General features: G+C 57.9%; 20 protein-coding genes. 2 read left to right on the top strand and 18 right to left on the bottom strand.

Annotated elements, in window-relative coordinates; all coding sequences use genetic code 11:
* Positions 1-58: 58 nt before the first annotated feature.
* From C8N31_RS07765 to C8N31_RS07710, 12 genes are all read right to left on the bottom strand, one after another.
* Positions 59-1120, bottom strand: coding sequence for an extracellular solute-binding protein (locus C8N31_RS07765; RefSeq protein WP_025047996.1), 1062 nt, complete (start codon positions 1118-1120; stop codon positions 59-61).
* A gap of 386 nt (positions 1121-1506) precedes the next feature.
* The gene (locus C8N31_RS07760) at positions 1507-1779 is read right to left on the bottom strand and encodes a DUF6455 family protein (RefSeq protein ID WP_025047997.1); all 273 of its coding nucleotides are present in this window, start codon (positions 1777-1779) and stop codon (positions 1507-1509) included.
* Between the two features lie 107 nt (positions 1780-1886).
* A complete protein-coding gene (locus tag C8N31_RS07755) occupies positions 1887-2408 on the bottom strand; it encodes a DUF2478 domain-containing protein (RefSeq protein ID WP_025047998.1) in 522 nt (173 codons plus the stop codon).
* 5 nt (positions 2409-2413) lie between these two features.
* Positions 2414-3691, bottom strand: a complete 1278-nt coding sequence (locus tag C8N31_RS07750) for a molybdopterin molybdotransferase MoeA (RefSeq protein ID WP_170116156.1) — start codon at positions 3689-3691, stop codon at positions 2414-2416.
* A 48-nt stretch (positions 3692-3739) separates the two neighbouring features.
* Positions 3740-4300 (bottom strand): hemerythrin domain-containing protein, encoded by a 561-nt coding sequence (locus C8N31_RS07745; protein ID WP_160168869.1) that lies wholly within the window; start codon positions 4298-4300, stop codon positions 3740-3742.
* Positions 4301-4320: 20 nt separating this feature from the next.
* Complete coding sequence (locus C8N31_RS07740) at positions 4321-5118, bottom strand: peptidylprolyl isomerase (RefSeq protein WP_025048001.1); 798 nt, start codon at positions 5116-5118, stop codon at positions 4321-4323.
* A complete protein-coding gene (gene narI / locus C8N31_RS07735) occupies positions 5118-5846 on the bottom strand; it encodes a respiratory nitrate reductase subunit gamma (RefSeq protein ID WP_025048002.1) in 729 nt (242 codons plus the stop codon). The genes C8N31_RS07740 and narI overlap by 1 nt, the downstream gene beginning before the upstream one ends.
* A 13-nt stretch (positions 5847-5859) precedes the next feature.
* Entirely contained in the window at positions 5860-6564 is a 705-nt protein-coding gene (gene narJ / locus C8N31_RS07730) for a nitrate reductase molybdenum cofactor assembly chaperone (protein WP_025048003.1), read from the bottom strand.
* Between the two features lies 1 nt (position 6565).
* On the bottom strand, positions 6566-8089 hold the full coding sequence (narH, locus tag C8N31_RS07725) for a nitrate reductase subunit beta (RefSeq protein ID WP_025048004.1): 1524 nt from the start codon (positions 8087-8089) through the stop codon (positions 6566-6568).
* Complete coding sequence (locus C8N31_RS07720) at positions 8086-11805, bottom strand: nitrate reductase subunit alpha (RefSeq protein WP_025048005.1); 3720 nt, start codon at positions 11803-11805, stop codon at positions 8086-8088. Before C8N31_RS07720 ends, narH begins: the two co-directional genes overlap by 4 nt.
* A gap of 83 nt (positions 11806-11888) precedes the next feature.
* Entirely contained in the window at positions 11889-13496 is a 1608-nt protein-coding gene (locus C8N31_RS07715; RefSeq protein ID WP_025048006.1) for an MFS transporter, read from the bottom strand.
* A gap of 58 nt (positions 13497-13554) precedes the next feature.
* A complete protein-coding gene (locus tag C8N31_RS07710; protein WP_025048007.1) occupies positions 13555-14967 on the bottom strand; it encodes an MFS transporter in 1413 nt (470 codons plus the stop codon).
* Positions 14968-15231: 264 nt separating this feature from the next.
* Between C8N31_RS07710 and C8N31_RS07705 the strand changes: the two genes are divergently transcribed.
* Together C8N31_RS07705 and C8N31_RS07700 are read left to right on the top strand one after the other, a co-directional pair.
* Positions 15232-15930 (top strand): cyclic nucleotide-binding domain-containing protein, encoded by a 699-nt coding sequence (locus C8N31_RS07705; protein WP_025048008.1) that lies wholly within the window; start codon positions 15232-15234, stop codon positions 15928-15930.
* Positions 15931-16059: 129 nt separating this feature from the next.
* Complete coding sequence (locus tag C8N31_RS07700) at positions 16060-17973, top strand: sensor histidine kinase (RefSeq protein WP_231476787.1); 1914 nt, start codon at positions 16060-16062, stop codon at positions 17971-17973.
* 3 nt (positions 17974-17976) lie between these two features.
* On the opposite strand, the gene C8N31_RS07695 is transcribed toward C8N31_RS07700, so the two are convergent.
* The 6 genes from C8N31_RS07695 to C8N31_RS07675 all read right to left on the bottom strand — a co-directional run bounded on the left by C8N31_RS07695 (position 17977) and on the right by C8N31_RS07675 (position 25549).
* A complete protein-coding gene (locus C8N31_RS07695; RefSeq protein ID WP_025048010.1) occupies positions 17977-19323 on the bottom strand; it encodes a sigma-54-dependent transcriptional regulator in 1347 nt (448 codons plus the stop codon).
* Complete coding sequence (locus C8N31_RS20335; protein WP_162933422.1) at positions 19320-19457, bottom strand: hypothetical protein; 138 nt, start codon at positions 19455-19457, stop codon at positions 19320-19322. The genes C8N31_RS07695 and C8N31_RS20335 overlap by 4 nt, the downstream gene beginning before the upstream one ends.
* The gene (locus C8N31_RS07690; protein ID WP_025048011.1) at positions 19454-20755 is read right to left on the bottom strand and encodes a c-type cytochrome; all 1302 of its coding nucleotides are present in this window, start codon (positions 20753-20755) and stop codon (positions 19454-19456) included. The genes C8N31_RS20335 and C8N31_RS07690 overlap by 4 nt, the downstream gene beginning before the upstream one ends.
* Positions 20756-20758: 3 nt before the next feature.
* Positions 20759-21946 carry a formate dehydrogenase subunit gamma gene (locus C8N31_RS07685; protein WP_025048012.1) on the bottom strand — a complete coding sequence of 396 codons (1188 nt, stop codon included), beginning with the start codon at positions 21944-21946 and terminating at the stop codon, positions 20759-20761.
* A gap of 102 nt (positions 21947-22048) precedes the next feature.
* Positions 22049-22642 carry a formate dehydrogenase FDH3 subunit beta gene (fdh3B, locus tag C8N31_RS07680; RefSeq protein ID WP_025048013.1) on the bottom strand — a complete coding sequence of 198 codons (594 nt, stop codon included), beginning with the start codon at positions 22640-22642 and terminating at the stop codon, positions 22049-22051.
* A gap of 12 nt (positions 22643-22654) precedes the next feature.
* The gene (locus C8N31_RS07675) at positions 22655-25549 is read right to left on the bottom strand and encodes a formate dehydrogenase subunit alpha (protein WP_025048014.1); all 2895 of its coding nucleotides are present in this window, start codon (positions 25547-25549) and stop codon (positions 22655-22657) included.
* Positions 25550-25634: the final 85 nt, after the last annotated feature.

Here is a 25634-nt window from a genome sequence, read left to right as displayed (position 1 = left end):
TCACACATTGAAGTGGAGCGCGAAAATCGCGCTCCAACCATTGTTTTGCCAGTTTGGCTTACTTGGCCGCGTTGATCCGGTCCAATGTGGCACCTTCCAGCGCCTCAAGACCCGCAGGCACCGCAGGATACCATTTGATGTTGTCGATTGCCTCTTGCGGGAAGCTGGCCTGATACTTGGCCTTCAGCGCATCTGCCACACCGGCATCACCACCTTGAGACGCGGTAAAGTTGCCCGCCGCTGTGGTGATCATCGCGGCAATCTCGGGCTGCATCACAAAGTTGATCCAGGCATAGGCGGCATCATCTGCGCGGCCACGTGCGGGCATTGCGAAGGTGTCGATCCAACCTAGCGCACCGGCCTTGGGCGCAACAAAAGTGATGTCGGCGTTATCATCATTCAACTGCCATCCGCCTGTGTCCCACGCCATTGACGCGGTCACTTCGCCGGAACGCAGCAGGTTCTTGATCTCGTCACCGCCGCCCCAATAGGTTTTGACGTTGGATTTACAGTCGATCAACTGGGCCTCAACCTTGTCGAGGATCGCTTGATACGCATCGGCATCCGCATAAGCGGCAAAGGGGTCCATGCCCATGGAGAAGGCAAAACCGATCAGCGTTGGACGCTTCAAACGGTAAGACACCTTGCCTGCAACGGATGGATCACACAGGTCCATGTAGTCTTGCACCTGACCCGCCATCGCAGTGTTCACCACCAGACCGGAGGTGCCCCAAACGTGCGGCACGCCATAAACCTCGCCATCGACCATGGTGTTGCCCTTGGTCGCGGTCAGCATGGACGGGATGAACTGGCTGGTGTCGATCTTGGACATATCCAGTGGCTTGTAGATGCCAAATTCTGCCTGTGCACCGGCAATCCGGTCTTGGCTCGGCTGGGCCAGATCAAAGCCGCCGCCATTGGTTGCACGCAGCTTGGCAACCATTTCTTCGTTGTTGGATTTGGTCACCTCAACCGTGTGGCCGGTTTCCGCCTCGAACTTGGCAACCACGTCTTCGGGCGCATATCCGCCCCATGTCAGCAGGCGCAGCGTGTCTGCCTGCGCCGAAAATGTCGTCAGCGCCAGCGCAGCGCCGGTCGCAAATAATACAGTCGATTTCATGTCACTCTCCCGTGGACGCAAATTGATTTTGCATTGGATGTTGGCGCATCAGCCCCACATGGTCGCCACCAACATGGCATATTGGTAGGGACAGTCCGGGCAAAGGACAACTCTTTTCGAATTGTTTTTTGTCCCGAAGGTCAAATTTTTTGTTACAGTTTTGTGACGATAAACGATTTTAATTCAATAACTTACCCGCTCATTCGCGCACAAACAGTTGTTCCTCTGGAAGCTTTCGACGGGTGCCGCACAGGCCTGCACAACGTCAAATTGCGGGCAAACTGGCGCAAGAATCTGCACCCGTTTCACCCGTCAAGGACTTCAAAAATCAAGTTAAATTCGGTTGGCCTGCCATCCCCCATGTCGCAAAGAGACAACAGGTGGGATCACAGCACCTTCTTCTGACGCAGGATCGCATCATGGTTTTTACAAAAGTTTGGCGGCTCATCCGCAACGGGATGACGGGCCAGCCAAGCCTGGCAATCGGCCTCGCTGTCGCAGGCGCAGCAATTCTGGACGCTGGCGCGAATATCCTTTTGTGTGGTCGGCCAAGCGGACCCTTCGCCAAGAGCCGCACCCGTGGACTGAAGCATCCGGCGGCGCAAGCGCATCCGGTCCTCGAATTTCTCGATTGTCATCTCTGAAAACTGCAATGCCATCACGGTTCCTCCATGCGCCCTCAAAGGGACATTAACATAGAGATTGGGCCCGGCATTTGATCTGGAACAAATCCGGGGCCGTCGAAAAGGTGACCGATATTCCGCGCTCAGGCGACTTCAGCGGCCTTTTCGCGGGTACCGGATAGCCAAGCGCCCAATGCGCCCACCTCTGGCGCAACCTGCACCGCCAAACCTTCGGAGAACTCCAAAAACGCCTCTCGGTTCAGGGCATTGACGCCCGCAATGACCGGAATATCCTGCGCCAGCGCGGTTGCAATGACGCTGCGCATACCGCGGCCCGAGGCCTCGTGCTTGCCGAACTTGTTGATAATCAACACATCAACATCCGCGCCCAATCGCGCCGACACTTCGCCTACAGCGGTCTCCAGCGCGGCGGGGTCCAACCGGCATCCCTTGGCCTCAGCCCCCAGCGATTGCGAAATGCGGATCACCGGACCATCAGGCAGAACCTGCACATCCATATCGCAGGGGTGACACGTTTCGCGCTCAGAATTGATCTGAACGATCCCGGCGGTTTTCATCCCTTTCGCAGCCAGTTCGTCGGCCAAGCTGGCCAACAGCAAGTCGAGGTCGCCTTTGTGTTCGGTGATAGTATAGGCAAGGTTCATCATCATCAGCCTTCAAATGGTAAGAATTCCAACATGCTGCCCAAAGGCAGCTCTTTCACGTCGCCGGGCAGGCGCACCAGACCGTCACAGCCGACAAGCGGCGCCAGTTGTGCAGAATGCACCTGAGGGCCCAAGTGTACAACCTCACGGCCCTGATCATCCCGGCCAACAATCGTGGCCGGGCGGTATTCGCAACGACCAATTTTGTGCTGCAACGGCGTATCGGCCCGCACCAATCGGGCCGTGCGCAGGCCGTCCGTCGCGCCAGACAAACGATGGCACAACGGTTTCGCAAACAAGGTCCAAATGACAAAGGCCGCCACGGGGTTGCCCGGCAGACCAAGGAACAAGGCCTGCCCGATGCGCCCGAAAGACAACGGCTTGCCCGGCTTGATCGCGACGCCAGCAAATTTCAGTTGTCCGCCTGCCTGAACGATTGCGGCATGCACATGATCCTCTTCGCCCACCGACACGCCGCCCGTGGTGATCACAAGATCGGCAATTTCCGAAGCGTCCACCATGGCGGCCGCCAGCGCTTGTTTGGTGTCAGGGCATTCACTTTGATGCACCAGTTCCGCACCAATGGCCGCAACGGCAGATTTCAACATTGGCCCGTTCACGTCATAGATCTGACCCGGGTCGAGGGTCTCTCCGGCGCGGGCCAACTCTGACCCCGTGCAGATCACAGCGATACGCAGCTTGCGAACCACCTGCACCTTGGCCAGCCCCGCGCCAGTGATCGCGGCCAGCTCGCGGGTGGTGATCACCTGCCCTGCGGGCACGATCACATCGCCAAGTGCCACGTCCTCTCCGGCGCGGCGAATGTTCTGGCCCTCGCTGGGTGCGCGGTCAAAAACGGCCATCCCGCCGTCCAGCTGCACTTGTTCCTGCATCACCACCGTATCGGCACCCGCCGGGATCGGTGCGCCCGTGAAAATGCGCGTACATGTGCCCGGCTCTAGGGGGGCTTGTGCCGCCTGCCCCGCCGCGATCCGCTGGACCACGGGCAAACGGAAAGGCCCCTCCTGCGGGCAATCGTCCCGGCGCAGGGCGTAACCATCCATGGCCGAATTGTCGAAAGGCGGCATCATGATCTGCGCCTGCACATCCCGTCCCAGAACCCGGCCAAGCGTCTCATCAACTGGCAATTCTTCAAGCTCGAAAATGCGGTCCGTGGCCTGCCGGATCTGCTGCAAGGCCTCTGACACAGGCAGCAATGATTTGGTCTGCGGCGCGTCTTCACAGCCGCAGCCGGGCAGTTCAAGTATCTCGTGTTTTGTCATGTCGCGCCCTTTCAGCAGCGCCCAAACGGCCAATCGAGCGACCATCGGTCAGCCCGCATGATACCCACCTCCGGGCAAGCCGCGCCGGTCCAGCATATGCTCAAGCATCTGGCGCAGGTCCGTTGTCATCAATCGCGCCCGTGCCAGTGGCAGCAAGATCGCGTTCTCTAAAATCAGATGGCGGCGTTTCTTGTCTGCAAATCCGCGCAGCACCGCCCGCTCGTCCCTCGTCAGATCAGACCTTTGCGCGTGCAGGCCATCCAGAATGACCAGACAGGATTTGGCGCCTTCCAAATGGCTGGCATGATCTTTGCTAAGCCTGTCCAAAGTCTTGTCCACCTGGTCTTCCGGCTCGCATCTTTTGCGCAGCATCGGAAATAGGTCTTCCTCTTCGTCGGCAATATGCGCCGACAGTTCCCTGCGCAGAAATCCGCGGGTTTGTTCCAGATCCACAGGTTCCCGCGAGGGTTTTCCAGACAACCGGTCCAGCACGGCACAAATATGCCGCAGCCGATAGTGATCTTCATTAATCAGGTCGAGCGGACTGCCAAGCCGGGCCATTTCAGCCGGGCTTAACCAGTCTCCCCTCTGGGAAGGATTGAGGCGCATATTCATCTCCCTTCCAACCGTCAAAATGCCTTTAGGTCGATCCCCACAATTTCCGCCGCATCGGTCAGACGTTGGGTCAGGGCCTGCACTTCGTGAACCCAGGCGTTCTTTTCCATCGCTGCGCGTAACTTGGGCGCAACCGCATCGAAGGGCAGCACGGCACCTTCGGCCACAGCGTCCATTCGCACGATGTGAAAACCAAACCGCGAGGCCACGGGGTCTGCGGTGATCTCACCTTCGCTCAGATCGCGCAGTGCGGCCTCAAACTCCGGTACGGTATCTCCGGGTGACAACTGCCCCAAAAGGCCGCCGTTCTGGGCAGAGGAACAATCGCTGTCGTTCTTGGCGAGGCGGCCAAAGCATTTGGGATCGGCCAAGACCTGCTCGGTCAGCGCCGCCGCTTTGGTCAGGGCCTTGCCGCGGGCCTCGTCATCTGACGGGTCCGCAGCGACCAGAATATGCGACACTTCCCAAAGCGGCGGGGCGCGGTAACGGTCCGGGTCTTTGCTCCAGACCGCGCGCACTTCGTCCTCGGTGGGCGGTGCGACCTTGATCGCGGCATCAATAACACCGCGGATCAGTGCCTCTTCTTGGGTTTCCACAAGTCCGTCGCCCATGCTGCGCGGGGTCTCAACCACGCCCAGCTTTCCAGCCTCTTGCAGCAGCACCTCGCGGACGATCAACGCCCGCGCCGCCTGCCGCCATGCCAGACCCGGCTTGTTCTTTGGCGCGTTGTGGTTCTGTGCCTCTGCCGCGATTGCGGCAGAAGCGATTGTAACACCGTTGACGATCACATCAGGGAAAAGCGCTTTGGTCATCACTTGGCCCCTTCATTGCGTGCTGGCAGCGGGGTCTGACGGCGCGAGCGCACCACCTGATAACCGGGACGCCACAGGTAACGGATCGGGGCGGACACCATGTGAACCAGCCGTGTGAACGGGAACAGCAAGGTGATCAGCAGGCCAAGGAAGATATGCGCCTTGTAGAGCCAATGCACATCCACAACCATCGCCCAGGCGTTGAGGTTCAGCAGAACCACACTTTGCGACCAGGTCATAAAGCGCACCATTTCCGCGCCATCCATGTGTTGCAGCGTCAGGAAGATGGTGCCGATACCGATCAACAATTGCAGCCAGATCAGCGCCAGTATGCCAATATCAGCAAAGCTGGAGTGGCGGCGAATGCGCGGATCGGTCAATCGGCGGTGCAACAGAATGGTCGCACCGATCAGCGCGATCACACCTGCAATGCCGCCAATGATAACAGCCATCCACTGCTTGAGCGCATAGGGAATGCCAAGCGTGTCGAGAATCCAGACCGGTGTAAACAGACCCGCAAGGTGGCCAAAGAACACTGTCAGAATGCCGACGTGAAACAACACTGATCCCAGGATCAGCTGTTTGCGCCGCAAAAGCTGGCTAGAGGAAGATTTCCAGGTGAACGGATCACGCTCGTACCGTGCGATACACCCCACAACCAGCACGGTCAGCGCGATGTAGGGCATGATCCCAAAGATGAAGTAGTCTAAGTCAAAGTTGGTAAACATATCTGTGATCCCCTTACTTGGCCGCGGCTTGCGGCGCTGGGTTTATCGGTGTGTCCATCTGTGCAAGCATATCGCGCACCTGCGGGCAGCCGGCGTTTGGATCAGGACCAAAGGTCACTTCGGATTCTTCCCAAACCTCGTCCAGCGCCTTGAGATCGGTTGGATCATCATCAGGCTGGGCCAGCATCGCCTCGACCACCTCTTTGTTGGCCTTGGCACCCGCGATCTGAATGAGCGCTGCAAAAACCGCCGCATAGGGGCTTTCGCGCCGCTCAAGACGGGCTTGCAGGGCCTCAAAGATATGCGCCGCATCGCTCAGCGTTTCGCGCACTTCGCTGGATGGACGGGTCGACAGAAACTCTAGCAGAACCGGCAGATGGTCCGGCAGTTCTGATGTGGCCGGATCAAACCCTGCATCGCGGTAGGTTTCGATCAGCGAAACCATCGCGCCGCCCCGGTCGCGGCTTTCGCCGTGAACATGTTCAAACAGGTTCAACGACAAAGTCCGCGAGCGGTCGAAGAGCAGAACAAACTGCTCTTCGAGGTCATAGATGTCGCGCCCGGCTAGCCCCTCAACCAGCGGGCGCAACGCCCGACGTGCTGCTGCTGTCAAACGCGTATCCGAGGCAAGGACGCCTCCGATCTCGGACATCGCATGCTGCAGCTCGCGCGTCGGGTAGCTCAGAAGTAGGGAAAAGGATTTGAGTGTACGGTCCATTTTACTGCACCTCCTGTGGCATTTTCAGCGGTTTCTTGGAGCCGCCAAAAAGCGATCCTTTGGAGATACCGGTGGAACAGCCGTTGCCATCAGTGAACCCGCAACCACCCTTGAGATCATAGGCCTCTTCGACCTGTTCACGGTGGGTTGTTGGGATCACAAAACGATCCTCATAATCGGCCAAGGCCATGATTTTATACATGTCTTCGATCATCCGCGGCTCAAGGCCCACACGTTTGGCGATGCCTTCGTCGATCACGCCATCCACAGTTTTGGACCGCATGTAAGACCGCATGGCCATCATCCGTTCCAGCGCGGTGACAACCGGGGCTTCGTCCCCTGCGGTCAGCATGTTGGCGAGGTATTTCACCGGAATGCGCAGGGATTGGACGTCCGGCATTGCGCCGTCCATGCCAATTTTGCCCGCTTCGGCCGCGTTCTGGATCGGTGAGAGCGGCGGGATGTACCAAACCATTGGCAGCGTGCGATATTCTGGGTGCAGCGGGAACGCTACTTTCCATTCCATCGCCATTTTCCAGATCGGGCTTTCTTTCGCACCTTTGATCCAGTCTTCCGGCACACCATCGCGGCGGGCCGCTGCGATCACTTCGGGATCGCTCGGGTCAAGGAACACGTCCAACTGTGCATCATAAAGGTCGGTCTCGGCAGGCACATTCGCCGCCTGTTCGATCTTGTCCGCATCATAAAGCATGACACCCAGATAACGAATGCGCCCAACGCAGGTTTCCGAACATACGGTCGGGTTGCCGCTTTCGATCCGGGGATAGCACAGGGTGCATTTCTCGGATTTGCCGGACTGCCAGTTGTAGTAGATCTTTTTGTAAGGACAGCCGGACACGCACATGCGCCAGCCGCGGCATTTCTCTTGGTCAATCAGAACGATGCCGTCTTCTTCACGTTTGTAGATCGCACCGGACGGGCAGGATGCCGCGCAGGCCGGGTTCAGACAGTGTTCACACAGACGGGGCAAATACATCATGAATGTATTTTCATATTCCCCGTAGATCTCCTTCTGGATGCCTTCGAAGTTGTAGTCTTCGCTGCGCTTGGCAAATTCACCGCCAAGGATTTCTTCCCAGTTTGGACCTTTTTCGATCTTCTCCATCCGTTCGCCGGTGATCTTGGACCGTGGGCGCGCGGTTGGGAACGCCGTCATTTCAGGCGCCGATTTCAAGTGGTCATAGTCGAAATCGAACGGTTCATAATAGTCGTCGATTTCCGGCAGATCCGGATTGCCAAAGATGTTGGCCAAGATCCGCCATTTGCTGCCCTGCTTGGGCTGCAATTTACCGGATTTGGTCCGTTCCCAGCCACCTTTCCAACGCGCCTGGTTTTCCCAGTCGGTTGGATAGCCGGTACCCGGTTTGGTTTCGACGTTGTTGAACCATGCGTATTCAACACCATCGCGGCTGGTCCAGACGTTTTTGCAGGTAACGGAGCATGTGTGGCACCCGATACATTTGTCCAGGTTCAGCACCATGCCGATTTGTGCGCGAACTCTCATTCTGCTGCCTCCACTTTGGCGGGTGTATCGAGCCAGTCGACCTTCCGCATTTTTCTGACGATGACGAATTCATCCCGGTTCGATCCAACGGTGCCGTAATAGTTAAAGCCGTAGGATTGATGGGCATAACCGCCGATCATATGGGTTGGTTTGAGCGTGGTGCGGGTCACCGAATTGTGGATGCCGCCACGGTTGCCGGTCTTTTCAGAGCCGGGCGTGTTCACGATCTTTTCCTGCGCGTGGTACATAAAGAGCGTACCGTCTTTCATGCGCTGGCTGACAACCGCACGGGCCGTAAGCGCCCCGTTGGTGTTGTAAACCTCGACCCAATCGTTATCCGCAATCCCCGCTTTGGCCGCATCGACCTCGGACAGCCAGACCACCGGACCACCCCGGTTGAGCGTAAGCATCAACAGGTTGTCCGAATAGGTGGAGTGGATGCCCCATTTCTGGTGGGGGGTGATGAAGTTGAGCACAAGGCTGTCACCATCATCCATCACATCGCTGTTGATGGTCTTCAGATCGACCGGTGGGCGGTAGGTTGTGAACCCTTCGCCAAAGGCACGCATCCACAGGTGATCTTGATACAGCTGCTGACGGCCCGTCAGGGTGCGCCATGGGATCAGCTCATGCACGTTGGTATAGCCTGCGTTGTAGCAGACATGTTCACTTTCGATGCCGGACCATGTGGGCGAGCTGATGATTTTGCGCGGCTGTGCGGCAATATCACGGAAGCGGATTTTCTCGTCTTCCTTCGGCAGCGCCAGATGTCTGTGGTCAATGCCGGTGGCTTTGCCCAACTGTTCCCAGGCTTTCACAGCCACTTCGCCATTGGTTTCCGGGGCCAGCATCAAGATGACCTCGGTGGCATCAATGTCTGTCACCAGTTTCGGACAACCCTTGGCAGGGCCATCTTCCCACTCGCCGTTGAGTTCCCGCAGATGCTGCACCTCAACTTCGGTGTTCCAGTTGATGCCTTTGCCGCCATTGCCCAGCTTATCAAGCAGCGGACCAACAGCCACAAACCGGTCATAGATCGCGGTATAATCCCGCTCAACCGGCACATAGTTTGGTGCGGTCTTGCCGGGGATCAGTTCGCATTCGTCTTTCTTCCAGTCGCGGACCTGATCCTGTGCAATCTCTGCCGGTGTGTCGTGCAGGATTGGCAGGGCAACCACATCGGTTTCCTTGCCCAGGACCTCCGGTGCAACCTCCTGGAACTTCTTGGCAATCGCCTTGAAGATTTCCCAGTCCGATTTGCTTTCGTAAGCCGGATCAACCGCCGCCTGAAGCGGGTGGATGAACGGGTGCATATCCGATGTGTTCAGGTCGTTCTTTTCGTACCAGCTTGCTGTGGGCAGAACGATGTCGGAATAAACCGCTGTGGTGCTCATCCGGAAGTCGATGCAGACCAAGAGGTCCAGTTTGCCCTCGGGCGCTTCTTCATGCCACTTGGCTTCGGCTGGCATTTGGCCGCCCTCAACACCAAGGTCATGCCCCAGCACACCATGGTCGGTGCCAAGCAGGTGCTTGAGGAAATACTCGTGGCCTTTACCCGAAGACCCCAGCAGGTTGGAGCGCCAGATAAACAGGTTACGTGGCCAGTTTTCGGGCGCATCAGGATCTTCGCAAGACATTTCCAGATCGCCGGACTTCAGCTGCTCTGCGATGTAGTCCTTGATCTCTTTGCCAGCCGCCTTGGCCGCTTTGGTCACTTCGAGCGGGTTGGTCTTGAGCTGCGGTGCCGATGGCAACCAGCCCATACGCTCAGCACGGATGTTGTAGTCAATCAGATTGACGTTCCAATCGCCCTCAGGCGCGGTTGGCGACAGGATCTCATCCGCCGTCAGTGTCTCATAACGCCACTGATCGGTATGGGCATACCATGCCGAGGTTGAGTTCATGTGACGCGGTGGACGGTTCCAATCCAGCGCAAAGGCCAGTGGCTGCCAGCCGGTTTGCGGGCGCAGTTTTTCCTGGCCCACATAGTGGCTCCAGCCACCGCCCGACTGACCGATACAACCACACATCACCAACATGTTGATAATGCCGCGATAGTTCATATCCATGTGATACCAGTGGTTCAGACCGGCACCGAGGATGACCATGGATTTACCATTGGTCTTTTCGGCATTGGTGGCAAACTCACGGGCAACCGCAACGATCTTGTCGGCAGAAACACCGGTGATCCGTTCGGCCCATGCAGGGGTGTAGGGTTTGTCGTCAGCAAAGTCTTTGGTGACCCAATCGCCGCCCAGACCGCGATCAAGGCCGTAGTTGGCGCAGAAAAGGTCAAACACGGTCGCAACCTGTACATCGCCGTCTGCCGTTTTCACGGTTTTCACAGGGATGTTGTGGGTCATGACATCGGGGAAGTCGCACTGTGCAAAGTTTTCAGTGGCTTGACCGCCAAAGTAGGGGAAATCAACGCCAACAACTTTGTCGTGGTCCTCTTCGAGCACCAGCGAGGTCATCAAGTCGGTGTCTTTGCCGCTTGCACGTTCCTCAAGGTTCCATTCGCCGTCTTCGCCCCAGCGATAGCCGACCGAACCGTTTGGCGCGACCAGACCGGCCTTGCGATCCAGCGCGACAGTCTTCCATTCGGGGTTGTTGTCTTCGCCCAGTTTGCCGTCCAGATCATCAGCCCGCAGGAAGCGGCCCGGCACGAAACGCCCGTCTTTCTCTTCCAGCTTCACCAGCATTGGGAAGTCAGAGTATTTGCGGGTGTAATCTTCGAAGTACTCGGCCTGACGGTCGAGGTGATATTCGCGCAGGATCACGTGGGCCATGGCCATGGCCAACGCGCTGTCGGTACCCTGTTTCGGGGCGAGCCAGACATCGCCAAACTTGGCCGCCTCAGAATAGTCGGGACAGATGACGGCGGATTTGGTGCCGCGATAGCGTGCCTCGGTGTAGAAGTGCGCATCCGGCGTCCGTGTCTGCGGCACGTTGGAGCCCCAAAGCAGCAAGAAGCCAGCATTGTACCAATCGGCACTTTCCGGCACGTCGGTCTGTTCGCCCCATGTCATCGGAGAGGCAGGTGGCAAATCGCAATACCAGTCATAGAAGGACATGCAGACGCCCCCCATCAGGCTCAGATACCGTGAACCGGCGGCATAGCTGACCATCGACATCGCCGGAATGGGCGAGAAGCCGAAGACGCGGTCAGGGCCATAGGTTTTCGCCGTATAGGCGTTGGCAGTCGCGATGATTTCGGTGCTTTCATCCCATGTTGCGCGGACAAAACCGCCCTTGCCACGGGATTTGACATAATTGGCCCGCAGGATCGGGTCATTCTGAAGCTTGGTCCAGGCCTCGATCGGGGTCATGGTCTTGCGCATTTCGCGCCAGACTTTCAAAAGCTTGCCGCGGATCAGCGGGTTCTTCACCCGGTTCGCGGAATACAGATACCAGCTGTAGGATGCGCCACGCGCACAGCCACGCGGTTCGTGGTTGGGCAGGCCCGCACGGGTGCGCGGATAATCCGTCTGCTGGGTTTCCCATGTGACGATCCCGGATTTGACGTAGATCTTCCAGCTACAAGAGCCGGTGCAGTTCACACCATGGGTCGAGCGCACGATTTTGTCGTGGCGCCAGCGGTTGCGATAGGTCTCTTCCCAATCGCGGTTCTCGCGGGTCACTTGCCCGTGGCCGTTCGAGAATTTTTCCAGTTCTTTCGACTGGAGAAAGTTCAATCTGTCGAGCAGGTGGCTCATCTTGCTAGCTCCTCTCCTGAGGTATCGTTAAGGGGGGATGGGTCTGCGCCGGAAGGCCGGCGCAAACCGTCAATCGCTTGGGTTTATGGGTTCTTCACGTAGGCGCCGGGGCGCAGGTAGAACCACCAGTTGATCGCGATGCAGACCGCATAGAAGACAGCGAAGCCATACAGAGCGTATTCTGGCGATCCGGCCTTGAGCTGTTCACCAAACACTTTGGGGATGATGAATGCGCCGTAGGCGGCCACAGCAGCGGTCCAACCCAGCGCAGGACCGGCCTGCTCTTTGTCGAACACCACAGCGATGGTGCGGAAGGTGGACCCGTTGCCGATGCCTGTGGCGGCGAACAAGATCAGGAACAGGCCCAGGAAGGGGTAGAAATACTGTTCAGGAGTTGCCGACGCATAGGCCTGCTGGATGAAGTAGGCGACGCCGAGTGCAGAGGCGACCATCACGATCGAAATCCACTGTGTTACCCGCGCACCGCCCAGTTTGTCGGCCATCATGCCGCCAATTGGCCGGATCAAGGCGCCGATGAATGGGCCCATCCAAGCGAACATCAAGGCCGATGGGCCGTTGGGGTTCACGGTGTCGTGGGTCAGCAAGCCGTCTACTTCGAGGTGGCTGAAACCGAACACAACCTTGATGGTCAGTGCCAGCGCGGCGGAGTAGCCGATAAAGCTGCCGAAGGTCATGGTATAGATGACAGTCATCGCCCATGTGTGCTTGTTGCCAAAGATCCGGTACTGACGCGACAAGTTTTGACCCACCGCACCGGGGATCATTTTCAAACCCAGAACGGTCAGCGCAATCACGATAGGCAGCACGATCCATTTGGACACCATGAAGCCAGAGCCGCCAACAGTGGCAGGCAGCAAAAGCCACAGACCAAAGGCCGCAGTGACAAAGCCGATGAACAACATGCCCGAGATGGTGGCAAACGCGCCAACAGGGTTCGGAATGTCAGGCGAGACGTGTTCGTCGCGGATGTTGTTCATACCGAACCAGCCAAGGAAGGCCAGCGGCACAAGGAACAGCAACCAAACAAAACCAGCATTGTGGATGAATGTTTCGGTACCCGCAGGGATTTTCCCGATGAGCGTGCCGGAGGTGTTCACCAAAGTCCGGCTTTCGCCGCCAAACAGACCAAACGTCATCACCAGCGGGATGAGGATTTGCATGGTGGTCACACCAAAGTTACCCAGACCCGCGTTCATACCCAGCGCATAGCCCTGCACCTTTTTGGGGTAGAAAAAGCTGATATTCGACATCGAAGACGAGAAGTTACCGCCACCGATACCCGACAAGAACGCCAGGATCTGGAAGTGCCAGAGCGGCGTATCAGGGTTTTGCAGCGCAAACCCCGCACCGACCGCCGGGATCATCAAAAGGGCGGTGGTGAAAAAGATGGTATTCCGTCCACCCGCGATACGGATAAAGAACGTGGATGGGATACGCAGGGTCGCCCCTGTCAGACCGGCAATCGCGGCCAGTGTAAACAGCTCGGACTTTTCAAAGCCAAAGCCAAGGTTGATCATCTGAACGGTGATGATGCCCCAGTACAGCCAGACCGCAAAGCCGCAGAGCAAGCTGGGGATCGAAATCCACAGGTTGCGCGTGGCAATCGCCTTGCCGGTGGAGGACCAATAGCCTTCGTCCTCGATGTTCCAGTTTCTTAGATCTTGTCCCACTTGATACCTCCAAGATGAGCGTGATGGCGGGCCGATGTTGGCCCGCCGTATTCAGTGATTAATCGGCGGCCGGTGCCTGGCCCTCTTTGCGGGCAATGGCGGCAACGCCTTCTTCGAGCGCGGCATTGGCCTTGGCGGCACGGGCACGCAGTGTGTCGATATTGGCGGCGGCAAAGTTGGCCCGCTCTTCATCTTCCTGCCGGGTCGAGAACCGGACAAAGAAGGCCATGAAGGATGCGCAGGTCACGATGATACCAAGAATAAAGAACGCCTCGGACCAGTCGATTGTGTTCTTGAACAGGAAGCCCGCCAGAACCGCGCCGGCGTTGCCGCCCGCGCCCACAACACCGGCCACAGCGCCCAATGCCTTTTTGTTGATGAATGGCACCACCGAATAGGTCGCCCCTTCGGCCATCTGAGTGAACAGCGAGAAGACGATCAGCGCTGGCAGCGCCAGAAACAGAACGCTCATCTGGCTGAACATCATCAGCGCCAGACCTTCACAGAAGATACAGACAAACAGCCAGAACGCGCGGCCACGCAGGCCCCAAAGCGATCCGAAGTTGTCGCCGAAGATCCCGCCAAGGGTCCGTGCAAACATGTTCATCAGACCAAAGGACGCGGCCACCAGACCGGCGGTCACAAGTGTCAGGTCAAAGTAATCCATGAAGTAAAGCGCGGCGACGTTGTTGACCGTCAGTTCGATACCAAAGCAGGCACCGTAGATGACAAACAAAACCCAGACGCGCGGATCGGCCAGTGCGGCCATATAGTTGCCGGTGACTTTCTTTTTCTCACCCATGCGGCCTTGGGCACGCAGATCATCAAAGTTGCCGTCAGGCGCATCCTGCGTGAGGAAGTAATAGGCGATACCGGTGACAAAGATGATCGCACCAACAACCATCATCGACGCACGCCAGCCAACGGCCTCTGAGAAGCCAAAGCCGATCACGAACACCGAGAACAACAGCGGCATCACAAACTGTGTCACACCGCCGCCAAGGTTGCCCCAGCCCGCCGAAGTGGCGTTGGCCTGCCCGACTACGTTGGGCGCGAACATAACAGATGTGTGGTATTGGGTGATCACAAAGGATGCACCGATACAGCCGATCAGAACCCGGAACAAAAGGAATGTTTCAAAGGTCTGAGCCAGACCAATCCCCATCACCGGAAGCGACCCAAGGAGCAGCAACCATGTGTAGGATTTCCTTGGCCCGATCCGATCGCAGAGCCAGCCGATGAACAGCCGCGCAAAGATCGTCGCGGACACCGAACCAATAATGGCCCAACCGATCTGATCCTTGGTCAGCTGCAATTCATCGCGCACAACCGACATCAGCGGCGCGATACCAAACCATGCAAAGAAGCACGAGAAGAACGCAAACCACGTCATGTGGAACGTTCTGATCTGCACCATCTTTACGTTAAAGAAATTGCCCCAAAGACTTGTGGCCTTGTTTTGAAGCTCCATTGGTCTCTCCTTCCGATCCCCAGACAGGCCCGTATTGGCCGTCCTGAGCTGCTTTTGGAGGAACCTGTGCCCTTTCAAGGGAGCCGGTTTTGATCTGGATCAAGTCTTTAACAAATTGGGCCGAAACAAGGCATTCTCAGAAATTTGTCAGTCGCGGCGGTGTATCACGCAAATTCGCTGATCAAAGAATTTCCGGAATGGGTTTGACATATATCAAGTAGACGGATGATAACTGTCCGAACTTCGCTTGGGTGAACATTGACTATGAATGAGTCGGAAACCACGGATATTCGGGCTTTGCCGATCTTTGCCGAGATGGCCGACGAGAACTTTGAATCGCTCATGCGCGGTTCTTACGTCCAGAATTTCCCGCCCCAGATCGAACTGATTTCCGAAGGCGAGCCAAGCGATTTTTTGCATGTGATCATCTCTGGCGCGGTCGAATTGTTTGCCAGCTGGAACGACCGCGAATCCACGATGGCCATTGTTCGGCCGGTTTCGACCTTCATCCTGGCCGCAACGATCAAAGATGCGCCTTACCTGATGTCGGCCCGCACATTGGAGAAAAGCCGCATCGTCTTGCTGCCCTCCACCGACGTGCGGCAGATCTACGATATCGACAACGGATTTTCGCGGGCCTTGGTGACGGAGCTTGCACAATGTTACCGCGGTGTCGTCAAGAACAGCAAAGACCTCAAACTGCGCACCTCGATTGAGCGGTTGGCAAATTACCTGCTCAAACAGCACAGCCGCGCCAACGGAAATTGTGCTTTTGAGCTGAACATCGAGAAGCGCAAAATTGCCTCACAAATGGGGATGACGCCTGAAAACCTGTCTCGTGCCATCAAAGCGCTGAAGCCCTATGGCGTAACGGTGACCGGGACCAACGTGCATATCGCCGATGCCGATGATCTGGCCTCGCTGGCCAAACCTGATCCGTTGATCGATGATCCGCTGAGTTAAACCGCCGTCTTTTGACAGAATTGCAAAGCCCCATTCAAAACCTTAATGTCCGGCTGTGGCACATTCCTTAATTCATAAGCTCCTTTGAAGTCCGTCCGGCTACGCCTTTTGACACTGGCTTTGCTGCCGATGGTCGTGCTGATGCCGCTGATGCTGCTTCTGGGCATGAACCGCTGGACGTCGGAATATGACAACATCCTGATTGCCAATGTAGCCAGCGACCTGCGCATCGCTGAGCAATATCTGGGCCGGATCTTGGACGGCACCGGCACCAATATGACCGGGATCACCGAATCCGCTGAGTTTCTGGCAGAGCTGGATCAGAACCCAACCCAACTGGCCGCGTTTCTGGGGGCCAAGCAGCGCGCACACCAGCTGGATTTTCTTTACTACCTTCCACCGGATCAAATCGCCGGACCGGCGCACCAGTGGCCTGTGATCGCATCGGCCAAACGGGGCCGTCCTGCCACCGCGATCGATATATTCTCAGCTGCGGATCTACGCGCCCTGCCCGGCGATCTGGCCACCCGTGCGCGCGTGCCGCTGATTGAAACCCAAGCCGCCGTGCCCACCACCCGCACGGTTGAGGACCGCGGCATGGTTGTTCACACCGCCAGCCCCGTGGGCCAAGACGGCAATCGCGGTATTCTGGTCGGCGGCATCCTGTTGAACCGGAACCTGGGTTTCATTGATACAATCAACGCATTGGTCTACCTCAATGCCGCCACCGGGGGCGACCGGCAAGGCACCGCGACCCTGTTTCTGGAGGACGTCCGGGTTTCAACCAACGTGCGCCTTTTTGAAGATGTCCGCGCCCTGGGCACGCGGGTCTCTGCCGTGGTTCGGGGTAAAGTGCTGGATGATGGCAAGACATGGCTCGACCGCGCCTTTGTGGTGAATGATTGGTATATTTCCGGCTATCTGCCGATCTCCGACAGCTTTGGCGAACGGGTTGGCATGCTTTATGTGGGTTTCCTTGAGGCGCCTTTTGTCGCCGCGAAACAGCAGGCCTATCTGGTGCTGTTTATCGCATTTCTGCTGCTTCTTGCGGTGTCGATCCCGTTTTTCCTGCGCATGGCCAAGGGGATCTTTTCGCCGCTCGAACGCATGATCCAGACCATGACGCGGGTCGAAAAGGGCGATCTGAATGCGCGCAACGGTGATGTGGGGTCAAACGATGAGATTGGCCTTGTCGCCAGCCATCTCGATACCCTGCTCAATCAGGTTCAAGAACGAGACCAAGCGTTGCGGTCCTGGGCGGATGAGCTGAATGAACGGGTCGAGGATCGCACCGCCGAGTTGAAAGAAGCCAACTACAAGCTGGAGGAAACCTTCAAACAGTTGGTGATGTCGGAAAAGCTGGCCTCGATTGGCGAGATCACCGCAGGTGTCGCCCATGAGATCAACAACCCCGTTGCGGTGATCCAGGGCAATGTCGATGTGATCCGCCAAACCCTCGACACACGCGCCGAAGAGGTGGCGACCGAGCTGTCTTTGATAGACCGGCAGGTGCAGCGGATCGGGGCCATCGTTGGCAAGCTGTTGCAGTTTGCCCGCCCCAGTGAGTTCAGCAGTTCTGAGGAAACCGTGGATATCGGCCGCGTCACCGAAGACAGTCTTGTTCTGATCGGGCACACGCTGTCCAACACCCAGATCACTGTTGAAACAGATCTTATCGCAGCACCGTCAGTTCGGATCGACGAGGGGGAGTTGCAACAGGTGATTGTGAATCTGCTGGTGAATGCCGTGCAAGCGATGGAACAAGATGGCAGGCTGACGGTCTCGCTGTTTCCCGAAGAATTTGAAGGCAAGGCAGGGACTTGCCTGCAAATTGCAGACACTGGTCCGGGCATTCCGGACGAGAACCTCAACACGCTCTTTGATCCGTTTTTCACAACCAAATTGGCAGAAGGCACCGGGCTGGGCCTGTCAATCAGCCAGACATTGATCCAGCGCGCGGGCGGATTGATCCGCGTGCGCAACCGGCGCAAGCGCGGTGCGGCCTTTTCGATCTGGCTGCCCGAAGCCCCCGACGGCCTTTAACCGTCACACGCCCCAAGCCGCGCATTTGCGATCAACGGTCTTGCGTGAAACGCCCAGTCGCCGTGCTGCCTCTGCACGGTTGCCTTCACATTCATCCAGAATGTGCATGATGTGGCGCTGCATCACCAGATCAAGCGATTCAATCGCGCGGGTGCCGGTGATCTGCCCGCCCCCGGCAAACTTGTCAGGAAAGGTGCCGAGGATCACCGAGCGTTCGATCAGGTTGCGCAACTCCCGTACGTTGCCCGGCCAATCATAGCGGGCAAATTTCAGCAGCGTTTCTTCGTCCAGCTCAATCGCCGGCAGGCCCAACGTCTTGGAAAATTGCCGCAAGAACAGCGCCGCAAGCTCCGAAATATCCCCCGCGCGGTCGCGCAACGGCGGCATCTCAACCTTCATCACGTTGATACGGTGATAGAGATCGGCCCGGAACCGCCCTTCGGCGACGGCCTGATCCAGATCGGCGTTGGTGGCGAACAGGAACCGCAAGTTCAGCGGGATCTCGCGCTCTGCCCCGACGGGGCGAATGCGCTGTTCCTCCAGAACCCGCAACAAGGCGGCCTGCACCTGTTCAGGCATCTGCACCACTTCATCAAGGAAAAGCGTCCCGCCCTCGGCGTGCAGGAACAGCCCATCACTGCGGCGGTCCTGATTGTCCACCAGACCAAACAATTCCTGCGAAATCCGGTCAGGAGAGATCACCGCGCAATTCACCGCAACAAAGGGTTTGTCGGCCCTGTCCGACAGGGAATGCAGGGTCCGCGCAGCCACTTCTTTGCCTGTGCCGGTGGCGCCCGTGAACAAGACTGAGGTCGGCAAAGGCGCAAGCCGTTCCAGAATATCGCGCACTTCGCTGATCGCGGCAGAATTGCCCAAAAGCCGCCCCCGCGCATGGCTGCCTTCGCCAGCAAGCTCATGTTTGAGCAGAAAATTCTCTCGGCGCAGGTTCTGCCGGTCCAGCGCCCGAGCCGCAGCATTCAGGATCTGGTTGGCGCGAAATGGCTTCAGCACAAAGTCCGCGACGCCCGTCCGCACGGCTTTGATCGCGGTTTCCAAATCTGCATAGGCGGTGATCAAAATCGTATCGGAAAACAAGCCAACATTGCGCTGCTCGCGGACCCAATCCAGCCCGGTTTTGCCTGGCATGATGTTGTCGAGGATCACCAGATCGAAAAAACTACGATCCAAAAGCGCGGTAGCTTCGGCGGTCGAGGCCGCTTGTTCCACCCGCTTGCAACGCGGCTTGAGGATCTTCATGAGGAAATTGCGCATGCCCGGTTCGTCGTCGATCACGAGGATCGAAGCATGGGCAAGGCTTTCGCCGTATTCGTCGGTGTCGGCAGATTTCATTGGCTGTCTTTGCCCAATCTGACCGATGCGCCTGCGTTGACCTCTTCAGAGGAGAACCCGGCCCTTTCCAATCCGAAGCTGGCAACAACCGCGATCACAATGATGGCGGCGAAACTGGTGAACATCGCTTTCATGGCTTTGTCTCCTCTTTTTTGGAATAGGTCTTGAGAAACTCTATCAAATCCCGCCGGTCCTGCGGCGCGGCGATGACCTGCATCGGCATTTTCGATCCCGGAATATAGTGATCAGGCCCCAGATCGAACAATTGGTCAATTGTCGCGTCTGACCAGATGATATCCGATCCGGCCAGCGTTGGCGAATAGGGATACCCCGGCAAACGCCCGGCAGATCGGCCAAAGACCCCGTGTAACGTTGGCCCGGCCTTGCGCGAGGCCCCCGCCTCAAGCGCGTGGCAGATCGAACATTTGCGCATGAACTGCCGCTCGCCGTTGGTCATCTCACCCGCATCTTTGAGAAAGGATCGTTCCTGCCCCATCGCAGGATCAAACTGATCCATCAGCGCAATCGGCCAGCCATAGGCCACGTCATCAAGACCGCCCGCCCAGACAGCAGCCCCGTCCGGCGAAAACGCCAGCGCCCAGATCGGGCCTTGGCGTGTGGCCCGAAAATCCTGCCGGATGCGCCAGGTCTTGGTGTCCACCAGCATGATATAACCCTGCCCATCGCCCACAGCCAAAAGGCCAGTTGCGGCATGATGCACCATGGATAGGATCGGTTTTCGATCAAGCGTAAAGTCAGCCAAAGCAGCCCCGGTAACTGCATCCAGAATGCGCGTGCCACCGTCCACCGCGCCGTAAGCCAGCCAGCGGCCCTGCGGCCCCAGCGCCAGTTCATTCACACCAAATCCGTGTTTCACCAATGGCCGCGGCGGTGCGTCTTTTGTCAGGTCAAACAACAGCACTTCGCCCTTGGTGGTGGCCGAAAACAGGCTGTCGCCACCATTCCCGAACACGATATCGTTCACACCACTGTCGCGCAATTTGATGACACGGCCACTGCCCTCTGCCAGCGGCCAAAGGCCGATGGTCCCATCCCAACTAGCAGAGGCGATCATCCCTGTATCCGGCGCAATTGCCAGCGCGGTCACTTTGCCTTTGTGCTGTCCGATGATCCGGCTCTGCGCATCCTCCCAAAGCCGCACAGTGAAGTCATCCCCGGCCGAGACCACACGGCCATCTGGCAGGAACGCAACCGCATTCACCGCCGCCTCATGCCCTTCCAGCCATCGCGGGGTGCGCCCGTCCCAAAGACCAACAGAATTGTCGAAACTGGCAGTGGCCACCTGCCCCACGCCCGATACGGCAAGCCCCATAATCGGCCCGCCATGCCCTTTGAGCGTGGTAAAGCTTTGCGCCAAAGCTGAACTGGCGCAAAGCGTCACAATCAAAGACATCGTTGCAAAAAGCCGCATCGCCTATTCTGCCGGATGGGCCTTTTGCGGAGCATCATTGCCCGCCTCTTTCATCTCATCCAGCCAGATCGAGTGGTGTTGATGCGCCCAGGCTTCGTCCACCTCGCCAGTGCCCATGGCGTCATAGGCACCTTCCATCCCGACAGAGCCGATGTAGATATGCGCCAGAATGATCGCCATCAGGACAAAGGCCATGATCGCGTGCCAACCTTGGGCAAACTGCATCTCTTCCTGCGGCGACAGTAGCACCGGCAACGGCTCCATACCGACCAACCCGGGCAAGCCGAGATCATTCAGGATCGCAAAGGTTTTGGCAAAAAGCGGCAACTCATATGGAAACAGCAGTGACACACCTGAAATAGCAATCGAGGTGCCAAAAACGATCACCGACCAGAAAATCATCTTTTGCCCGGCGTTGAATTTTTTCGCAGGCGGGTGGTCCTTGCCGATGATGCCGCCAAACTGGCGTAGCCAAGTGATGTCGCTCCGGTTCGGGATATTGTGTACTACCCACATCACAAAAATCATCACCAGCCCGATGATGAACGCCCAAGCCACGTTGTTGTGGATCCACTTGGACGCATTCAGCAAGGTCGCATTCACCTCGCGGCCCAGATAGGGCGCGATAAAGACCCGCCCGAACAAGGACACCAGCCCCGTCAACCCAAGCAGGACAAACGACCCTGCCAGCAGCCAGTGACCAAAGCGTTCAACCGCCTTGAACCGGGTCACAGTGCGGCCTGTCATCTCTTCGTCAATGCGGATACGACCCCGCAGCAGATAGAACAGCACCAACGCCCCCAACGTGCCGAGCAAAAGCCAACCGCCATAGGTCCGCAAAGGCCCGTCGCGCCAGCTCAGCCATTTCATGCCGCCATCCTGTACCAGCACGCTGGCCACCTCGCCGCCCGCAGACACGCGGGTCTCGGCGGAGCCATAGCGGATCGCGCGCCAGACTTCCGGGTCGGACGTGCCGCCCAACGGGCCAAGCTGCGCCGCGCCAGCGACATCTTCCGAATTGCCGGTATCGTTGCGCATCGCGGTGTCATCCACCGGCTCGCCGCGCTGGCGGGCCAGAATATCGGCAAGGGTCTGCGCGCCGCCGGTGGCGCTGCGGTCAGGGGTTGTCTGTGCTTGGGCCGTCAGGCCAAGCATCAGGGAAAGGACGAGTGCGAGTGCCACGCGAAGCATGGGCCCACCTCCCAAATCTGAAAGGGTTAAAATCAAGGTCGGGTGGCCCGCCGGATAAGAAGACCGCGGGCCACCCTATTGGTTCAAAACCAAAGGAGCGGCTTAACCACCCTTTTGGTCGTAGGCTGTGCCCCAGCCCCATGCGCCGGAGCCAAAGCCGCGTGCGACGACGCGCTCGCGGTAGATTGCCGACACAACGTCACCGTCTCCGGCCAAAAGCGCCTTGGTCGAACACATCTCGGCGCAGATCGGCAATTTGCCTTCTGCGATCCGGTTGCGCCCGTACTTGGCAAACTCGGCGGTGGAGTGGGTTTCTTCGGGACCGCCCGCGCAGAAGGTACATTTGTCCATCTTGCCACGGCTGCCAAAGTTGCCCGCCTGCGGATACTGCGGCGCGCCAAACGGGCACGCATAGAAGCAATAGCCGCAACCGATGCACAGATCTTTGGAGTGCAACACGACGCCTTCTTCGTTCTGGTAGAAGCAATCCACCGGACAGACGGCCATACATGGTGCGTCCGAACAGTGCATGCAGGCCACCGAAAGCGAACGTTCACCCGGCTTACCGTCATTGAGGGTTACCACACGGCGGCGGTTGATCCCCCAGGGCACCTCATGCTCGTTCTTACAAGCGGTGACACAGGCGTTGCATTCAATGCAGCGTTCGGCGTCACAGAGGAACTTGGATCTTGCCATTTCTCGATCTCCTTATGCTGCGCTGATTTTGCAAAGAGTGGTCTTGGTCTCTTGCATCTGGGTTACGGAATCATAGCCATAGGTCTGGGCTGTGTTTGAACTTTCGCCCAAGACATAGGGGTCTGCACCGTCGGGGTATTTGTCCCGCAGATCCTGGCCCTGGAAATGTCCGCCAAAGTGGAACGGCATAAAGGCAACGCCTTCGCCAACCCGCTCTGTGACCATCGCCATCACCTTGACCTTGCCGCCCTCCGGCCCTTCGACCCAGACCTGTGCGCCGTCCCGCAGCCCGATGTTATTTGCATCGCGCGGGTTGATCTCGACAAACATGTCTTGCTGAAGTTCGGCCAGCCAGGGGTTGGAACGGCTTTCCTCACCGCCGCCCTCATATTCGACCAACCGGCCGGAGGTGAGGACAATCGGATATTCCTTGGAAAAGTCGTTCTTCTGGATCGAGGCATAGAGCGTCGGCAGGCGATAATCCTGACGATCCTCATAGGTCGGATAATCCGCCACCAGATCGCGCCGCGGCGTATAAAGCGGCTCGCGGTGCAACGGCACCGGATCGGGGAAGGTCCACACAACTGCACGCGCCTTGGCATTCCCGAAGGGCGCACATTCATGCATGATCGCAACCCGCTGGATCCCGCCCGAAAGGTCGGTTTTCCAGTTGGTCTTGGGACCCGCCACCGCGTCAATGGCAGCACGTTCATCATCCGTCAGGTCACTGTCCCAACCCAGATCCATCAGCATTTGCATCGTGAATTCGGGATAACCGTCCTGAATTTCCGAGTTCTTGCTGTAGACCCCTTCGGCCAAAAGGTTATCGCCATCGCGTTCCACACCAAAACGGGCACGGAATGTCAGGCCACCCTCAGACACTGGTTTGGACATGTCATACAGGTTCGGCGTGCCGGGATGGTTCATCTCGGCGGTGCCCCAACATGGCCATGGCAGACCATAGTAATCACCATCTGCCGGACCACCGATGGCCTGCAACGTGGTGCGATCAAAGGTATGCTGGTTGGCCATGTGCATCTTGAGCCGTTCCGGGCTTTGCCCGGTATAACCGATGGTCCAAAGACCGCGGTTGAACTCACGTGTGATGCTTTCGACATTGGGCGTCACATCGTCTTCCATTTCGATATTGCGGAAGAAACGATCGGACCAGCCGAACTTTTTGGCGAACATGCCCATGATCTCATGGTCTGTCTTGGATTCGAACAACGGATCCACAACCTTGTCGCGCCACTGGAAGGACCGGTTTGAGGCGGTGACAGAGCCACGCGTTTCAAATTGGGTACAGGCTGGCAGCAGGTAAACGCCATCCGTGCGATCATGCAAAACAGCAGAAACCGTTGGATAGGGGTCAACCACGACCAGCATATCCAGCTTTTCCATCGCTGTTTTCATCTCAGGACCGCGCGTCTGGCTGTTCGGGGCGTGACCCCACAGAACCATGGCCCGCACCTTGTTGGGCTGGTCCATGTTGCCTTCGTCCTCAAGAACGCCGTCAATCCAGCGCGAGACCGGAATGCCCTTGAGATTTTGCAGGCTCTTGTCCTTGCCATCGGCACCTTTAAGCGTGTCGAACTGACCCGCCAGCCATTCGGGATCTTCCTCCCAAACGCGGGCCCAGTGACCCCAAGCGCCTTTGGACAGGCCATAATAGCCCGGCAAAGTGTGGGACAGAACACCAAGGTCGGTTGCACCCTGCACGTTGTCGTGACCGCGGAAGATGTTGGTGCCGCCACCGCTTGTGCCCATGTTCCCCAGCGCCAGCTGAAGGATGCAATATGCACGGGTGTTGTTGTTGCCATTGGTATGCTGCGTGCCACCCATACACCAGATCACGGTGCCGGGGCGGTTGTTGACCAATGTCCGCGCCACACGGCGCAGCTGAGAACCCGGCGTGCCAGTGACACGTTCGACTTCTTCGGGGTTCCATTTGGCCACTTCTTCGCGGATTTGGTCCATGCCCCAAACACGGGTGCGGATGAACTCTTTGTCCTCCCAGCCGTTTTCGAAGATGTGGTAAAGCAGACCCCAAACCAACGCCACGTCCGTACCGGGACGGAACCGCACATATTCGTCGGCATGGGCCGCCGTGCGGGTAAAGCGCGGATCGCAAACGATCAGCGGTGCGTTGTTCTGTTCTTTGGCTTTCAACACGTGCAACAGCGAGACGGGATGCGCCTCCGCCGGGTTGCCACCGATGATGAAAATCGCTTTGGAATTGTGGATGTCATTGTAGGAGTTGGTCATCGCGCCATAGCCCCAGGTGTTGGCAACACCGGCAACTGTGGTCGAGTGACAAATCCGGGCCTGGTGATCCACGTTGTTGGTGCCCCAATAGGCAGCAAACTTGCGGAACAGATAGGCCTGTTCGTTGTTGTGCTTGGCCGAACCCAGCCAATAAACACTGTCAGGGCCGCTTTCTTCGCGGATGTCCATCATGCCGTCGCCGATCTCGGTGATCGCCTGTTCCCAGCTGATGCGCTTCCACTCACCGCCCTCTTTTTTCATCGGATACTTCAGACGGCGTTCGCCGTGCGCATGTTCGCGCACCGAAGCCCCTTTGGCGCAATGCGCACCAAGGTTGAACGGGCTATCCCAGCCGGGCTCTTGCCCAACCCAAACACCGTTTTGCACCTCTGCGACGACCGTACAGCCGACCGAACAATGGGTGCAGACCGATTTGATCGTTTCAACAGCCGCGCTCGCGGCGGATGCCGCGCTGGCTTGCGTCACCGTACCGCCGGTGGCGCTGATTGCGGCAAGACCACCAATGGCCAGACCGCTGCCGCGCAGGAATGCACGGCGGTCGACGGATTTCTCCGCGACGTCAGACAGGATACTTGTCCGCTGGGGGCGTCTCGCTACCCCGTTGGTCTTTTTCCTAAGCATTTAAACCTCCCTTGCTGTCCGTTTCGGACTGAGCTGGGTTAACGAAATCCGCAGGCAGTCGGGCCAATCGCAACCAGTCGCCTGT

The organism is Sulfitobacter mediterraneus, from assembly GCF_003054325.1.
Classification (GTDB): Bacteria; Pseudomonadota; Alphaproteobacteria; order Rhodobacterales; family Rhodobacteraceae; genus Sulfitobacter; species Sulfitobacter mediterraneus.
Note: the sequence above shows the minus strand (reverse complement) of the source record. Positions and strands in the feature narration are given on the sequence as shown.

Excerpts from the sequence above, each read along its gene's own strand:
- C8N31_RS07765 (WP_025047996.1), bottom strand. The coding sequence starts at position 1,120 with ATGAAATCGACTGTATTATTTGCGACCGGCGCTGCGCTGGCGCTGACG.
- C8N31_RS07760 (WP_025047997.1), bottom strand. The coding sequence starts at position 1,779 with ATGGCATTGCAGTTTTCAGAGATGACAATCGAGAAATTCGAGGACCGG.
- C8N31_RS07755 (WP_025047998.1), bottom strand. The coding sequence starts at position 2,408 with ATGAACCTTGCCTATACTATCACCGAACACAAAGGCGACCTCGACTTG.
- C8N31_RS07750 (WP_170116156.1), bottom strand. The coding sequence starts at position 3,691 with ATGACAAAACACGAGATACTTGAACTGCCCGGCTGCGGCTGTGAAGAC.
- C8N31_RS07745 (WP_160168869.1), bottom strand. The coding sequence starts at position 4,300 with ATGCGCCTCAATCCTTCCCAGAGGGGAGACTGGTTAAGCCCGGCTGAA.
- C8N31_RS07740 (WP_025048001.1), bottom strand. The coding sequence starts at position 5,118 with ATGACCAAAGCGCTTTTCCCTGATGTGATCGTCAACGGTGTTACAATC.
- narI (WP_025048002.1), bottom strand. The coding sequence starts at position 5,846 with ATGTTTACCAACTTTGACTTAGACTACTTCATCTTTGGGATCATGCCC.
- narJ (WP_025048003.1), bottom strand. The coding sequence starts at position 6,564 with ATGGACCGTACACTCAAATCCTTTTCCCTACTTCTGAGCTACCCGACG.
- narH (WP_025048004.1), bottom strand. The coding sequence starts at position 8,089 with ATGAGAGTTCGCGCACAAATCGGCATGGTGCTGAACCTGGACAAATGT.
- C8N31_RS07720 (WP_025048005.1), bottom strand. The coding sequence starts at position 11,805 with ATGAGCCACCTGCTCGACAGATTGAACTTTCTCCAGTCGAAAGAACTG.
- C8N31_RS07710 (WP_025048007.1), bottom strand. The coding sequence starts at position 14,967 with ATGGAGCTTCAAAACAAGGCCACAAGTCTTTGGGGCAATTTCTTTAAC.
- C8N31_RS07705 (WP_025048008.1), top strand. The coding sequence starts at position 15,232 with ATGAATGAGTCGGAAACCACGGATATTCGGGCTTTGCCGATCTTTGCC.
- C8N31_RS07700 (WP_231476787.1), top strand. The coding sequence starts at position 16,060 with ATGGTCGTGCTGATGCCGCTGATGCTGCTTCTGGGCATGAACCGCTGG.
- C8N31_RS07695 (WP_025048010.1), bottom strand. The coding sequence starts at position 19,323 with ATGAAATCTGCCGACACCGACGAATACGGCGAAAGCCTTGCCCATGCT.
- C8N31_RS20335 (WP_162933422.1), bottom strand. The coding sequence starts at position 19,457 with ATGAAAGCGATGTTCACCAGTTTCGCCGCCATCATTGTGATCGCGGTT.
- C8N31_RS07690 (WP_025048011.1), bottom strand. The coding sequence starts at position 20,755 with ATGCGGCTTTTTGCAACGATGTCTTTGATTGTGACGCTTTGCGCCAGT.
- C8N31_RS07685 (WP_025048012.1), bottom strand. The coding sequence starts at position 21,946 with ATGCTTCGCGTGGCACTCGCACTCGTCCTTTCCCTGATGCTTGGCCTG.
- fdh3B (WP_025048013.1), bottom strand. The coding sequence starts at position 22,642 with ATGGCAAGATCCAAGTTCCTCTGTGACGCCGAACGCTGCATTGAATGC.
- C8N31_RS07675 (WP_025048014.1), bottom strand. The coding sequence starts at position 25,549 with ATGCTTAGGAAAAAGACCAACGGGGTAGCGAGACGCCCCCAGCGGACA.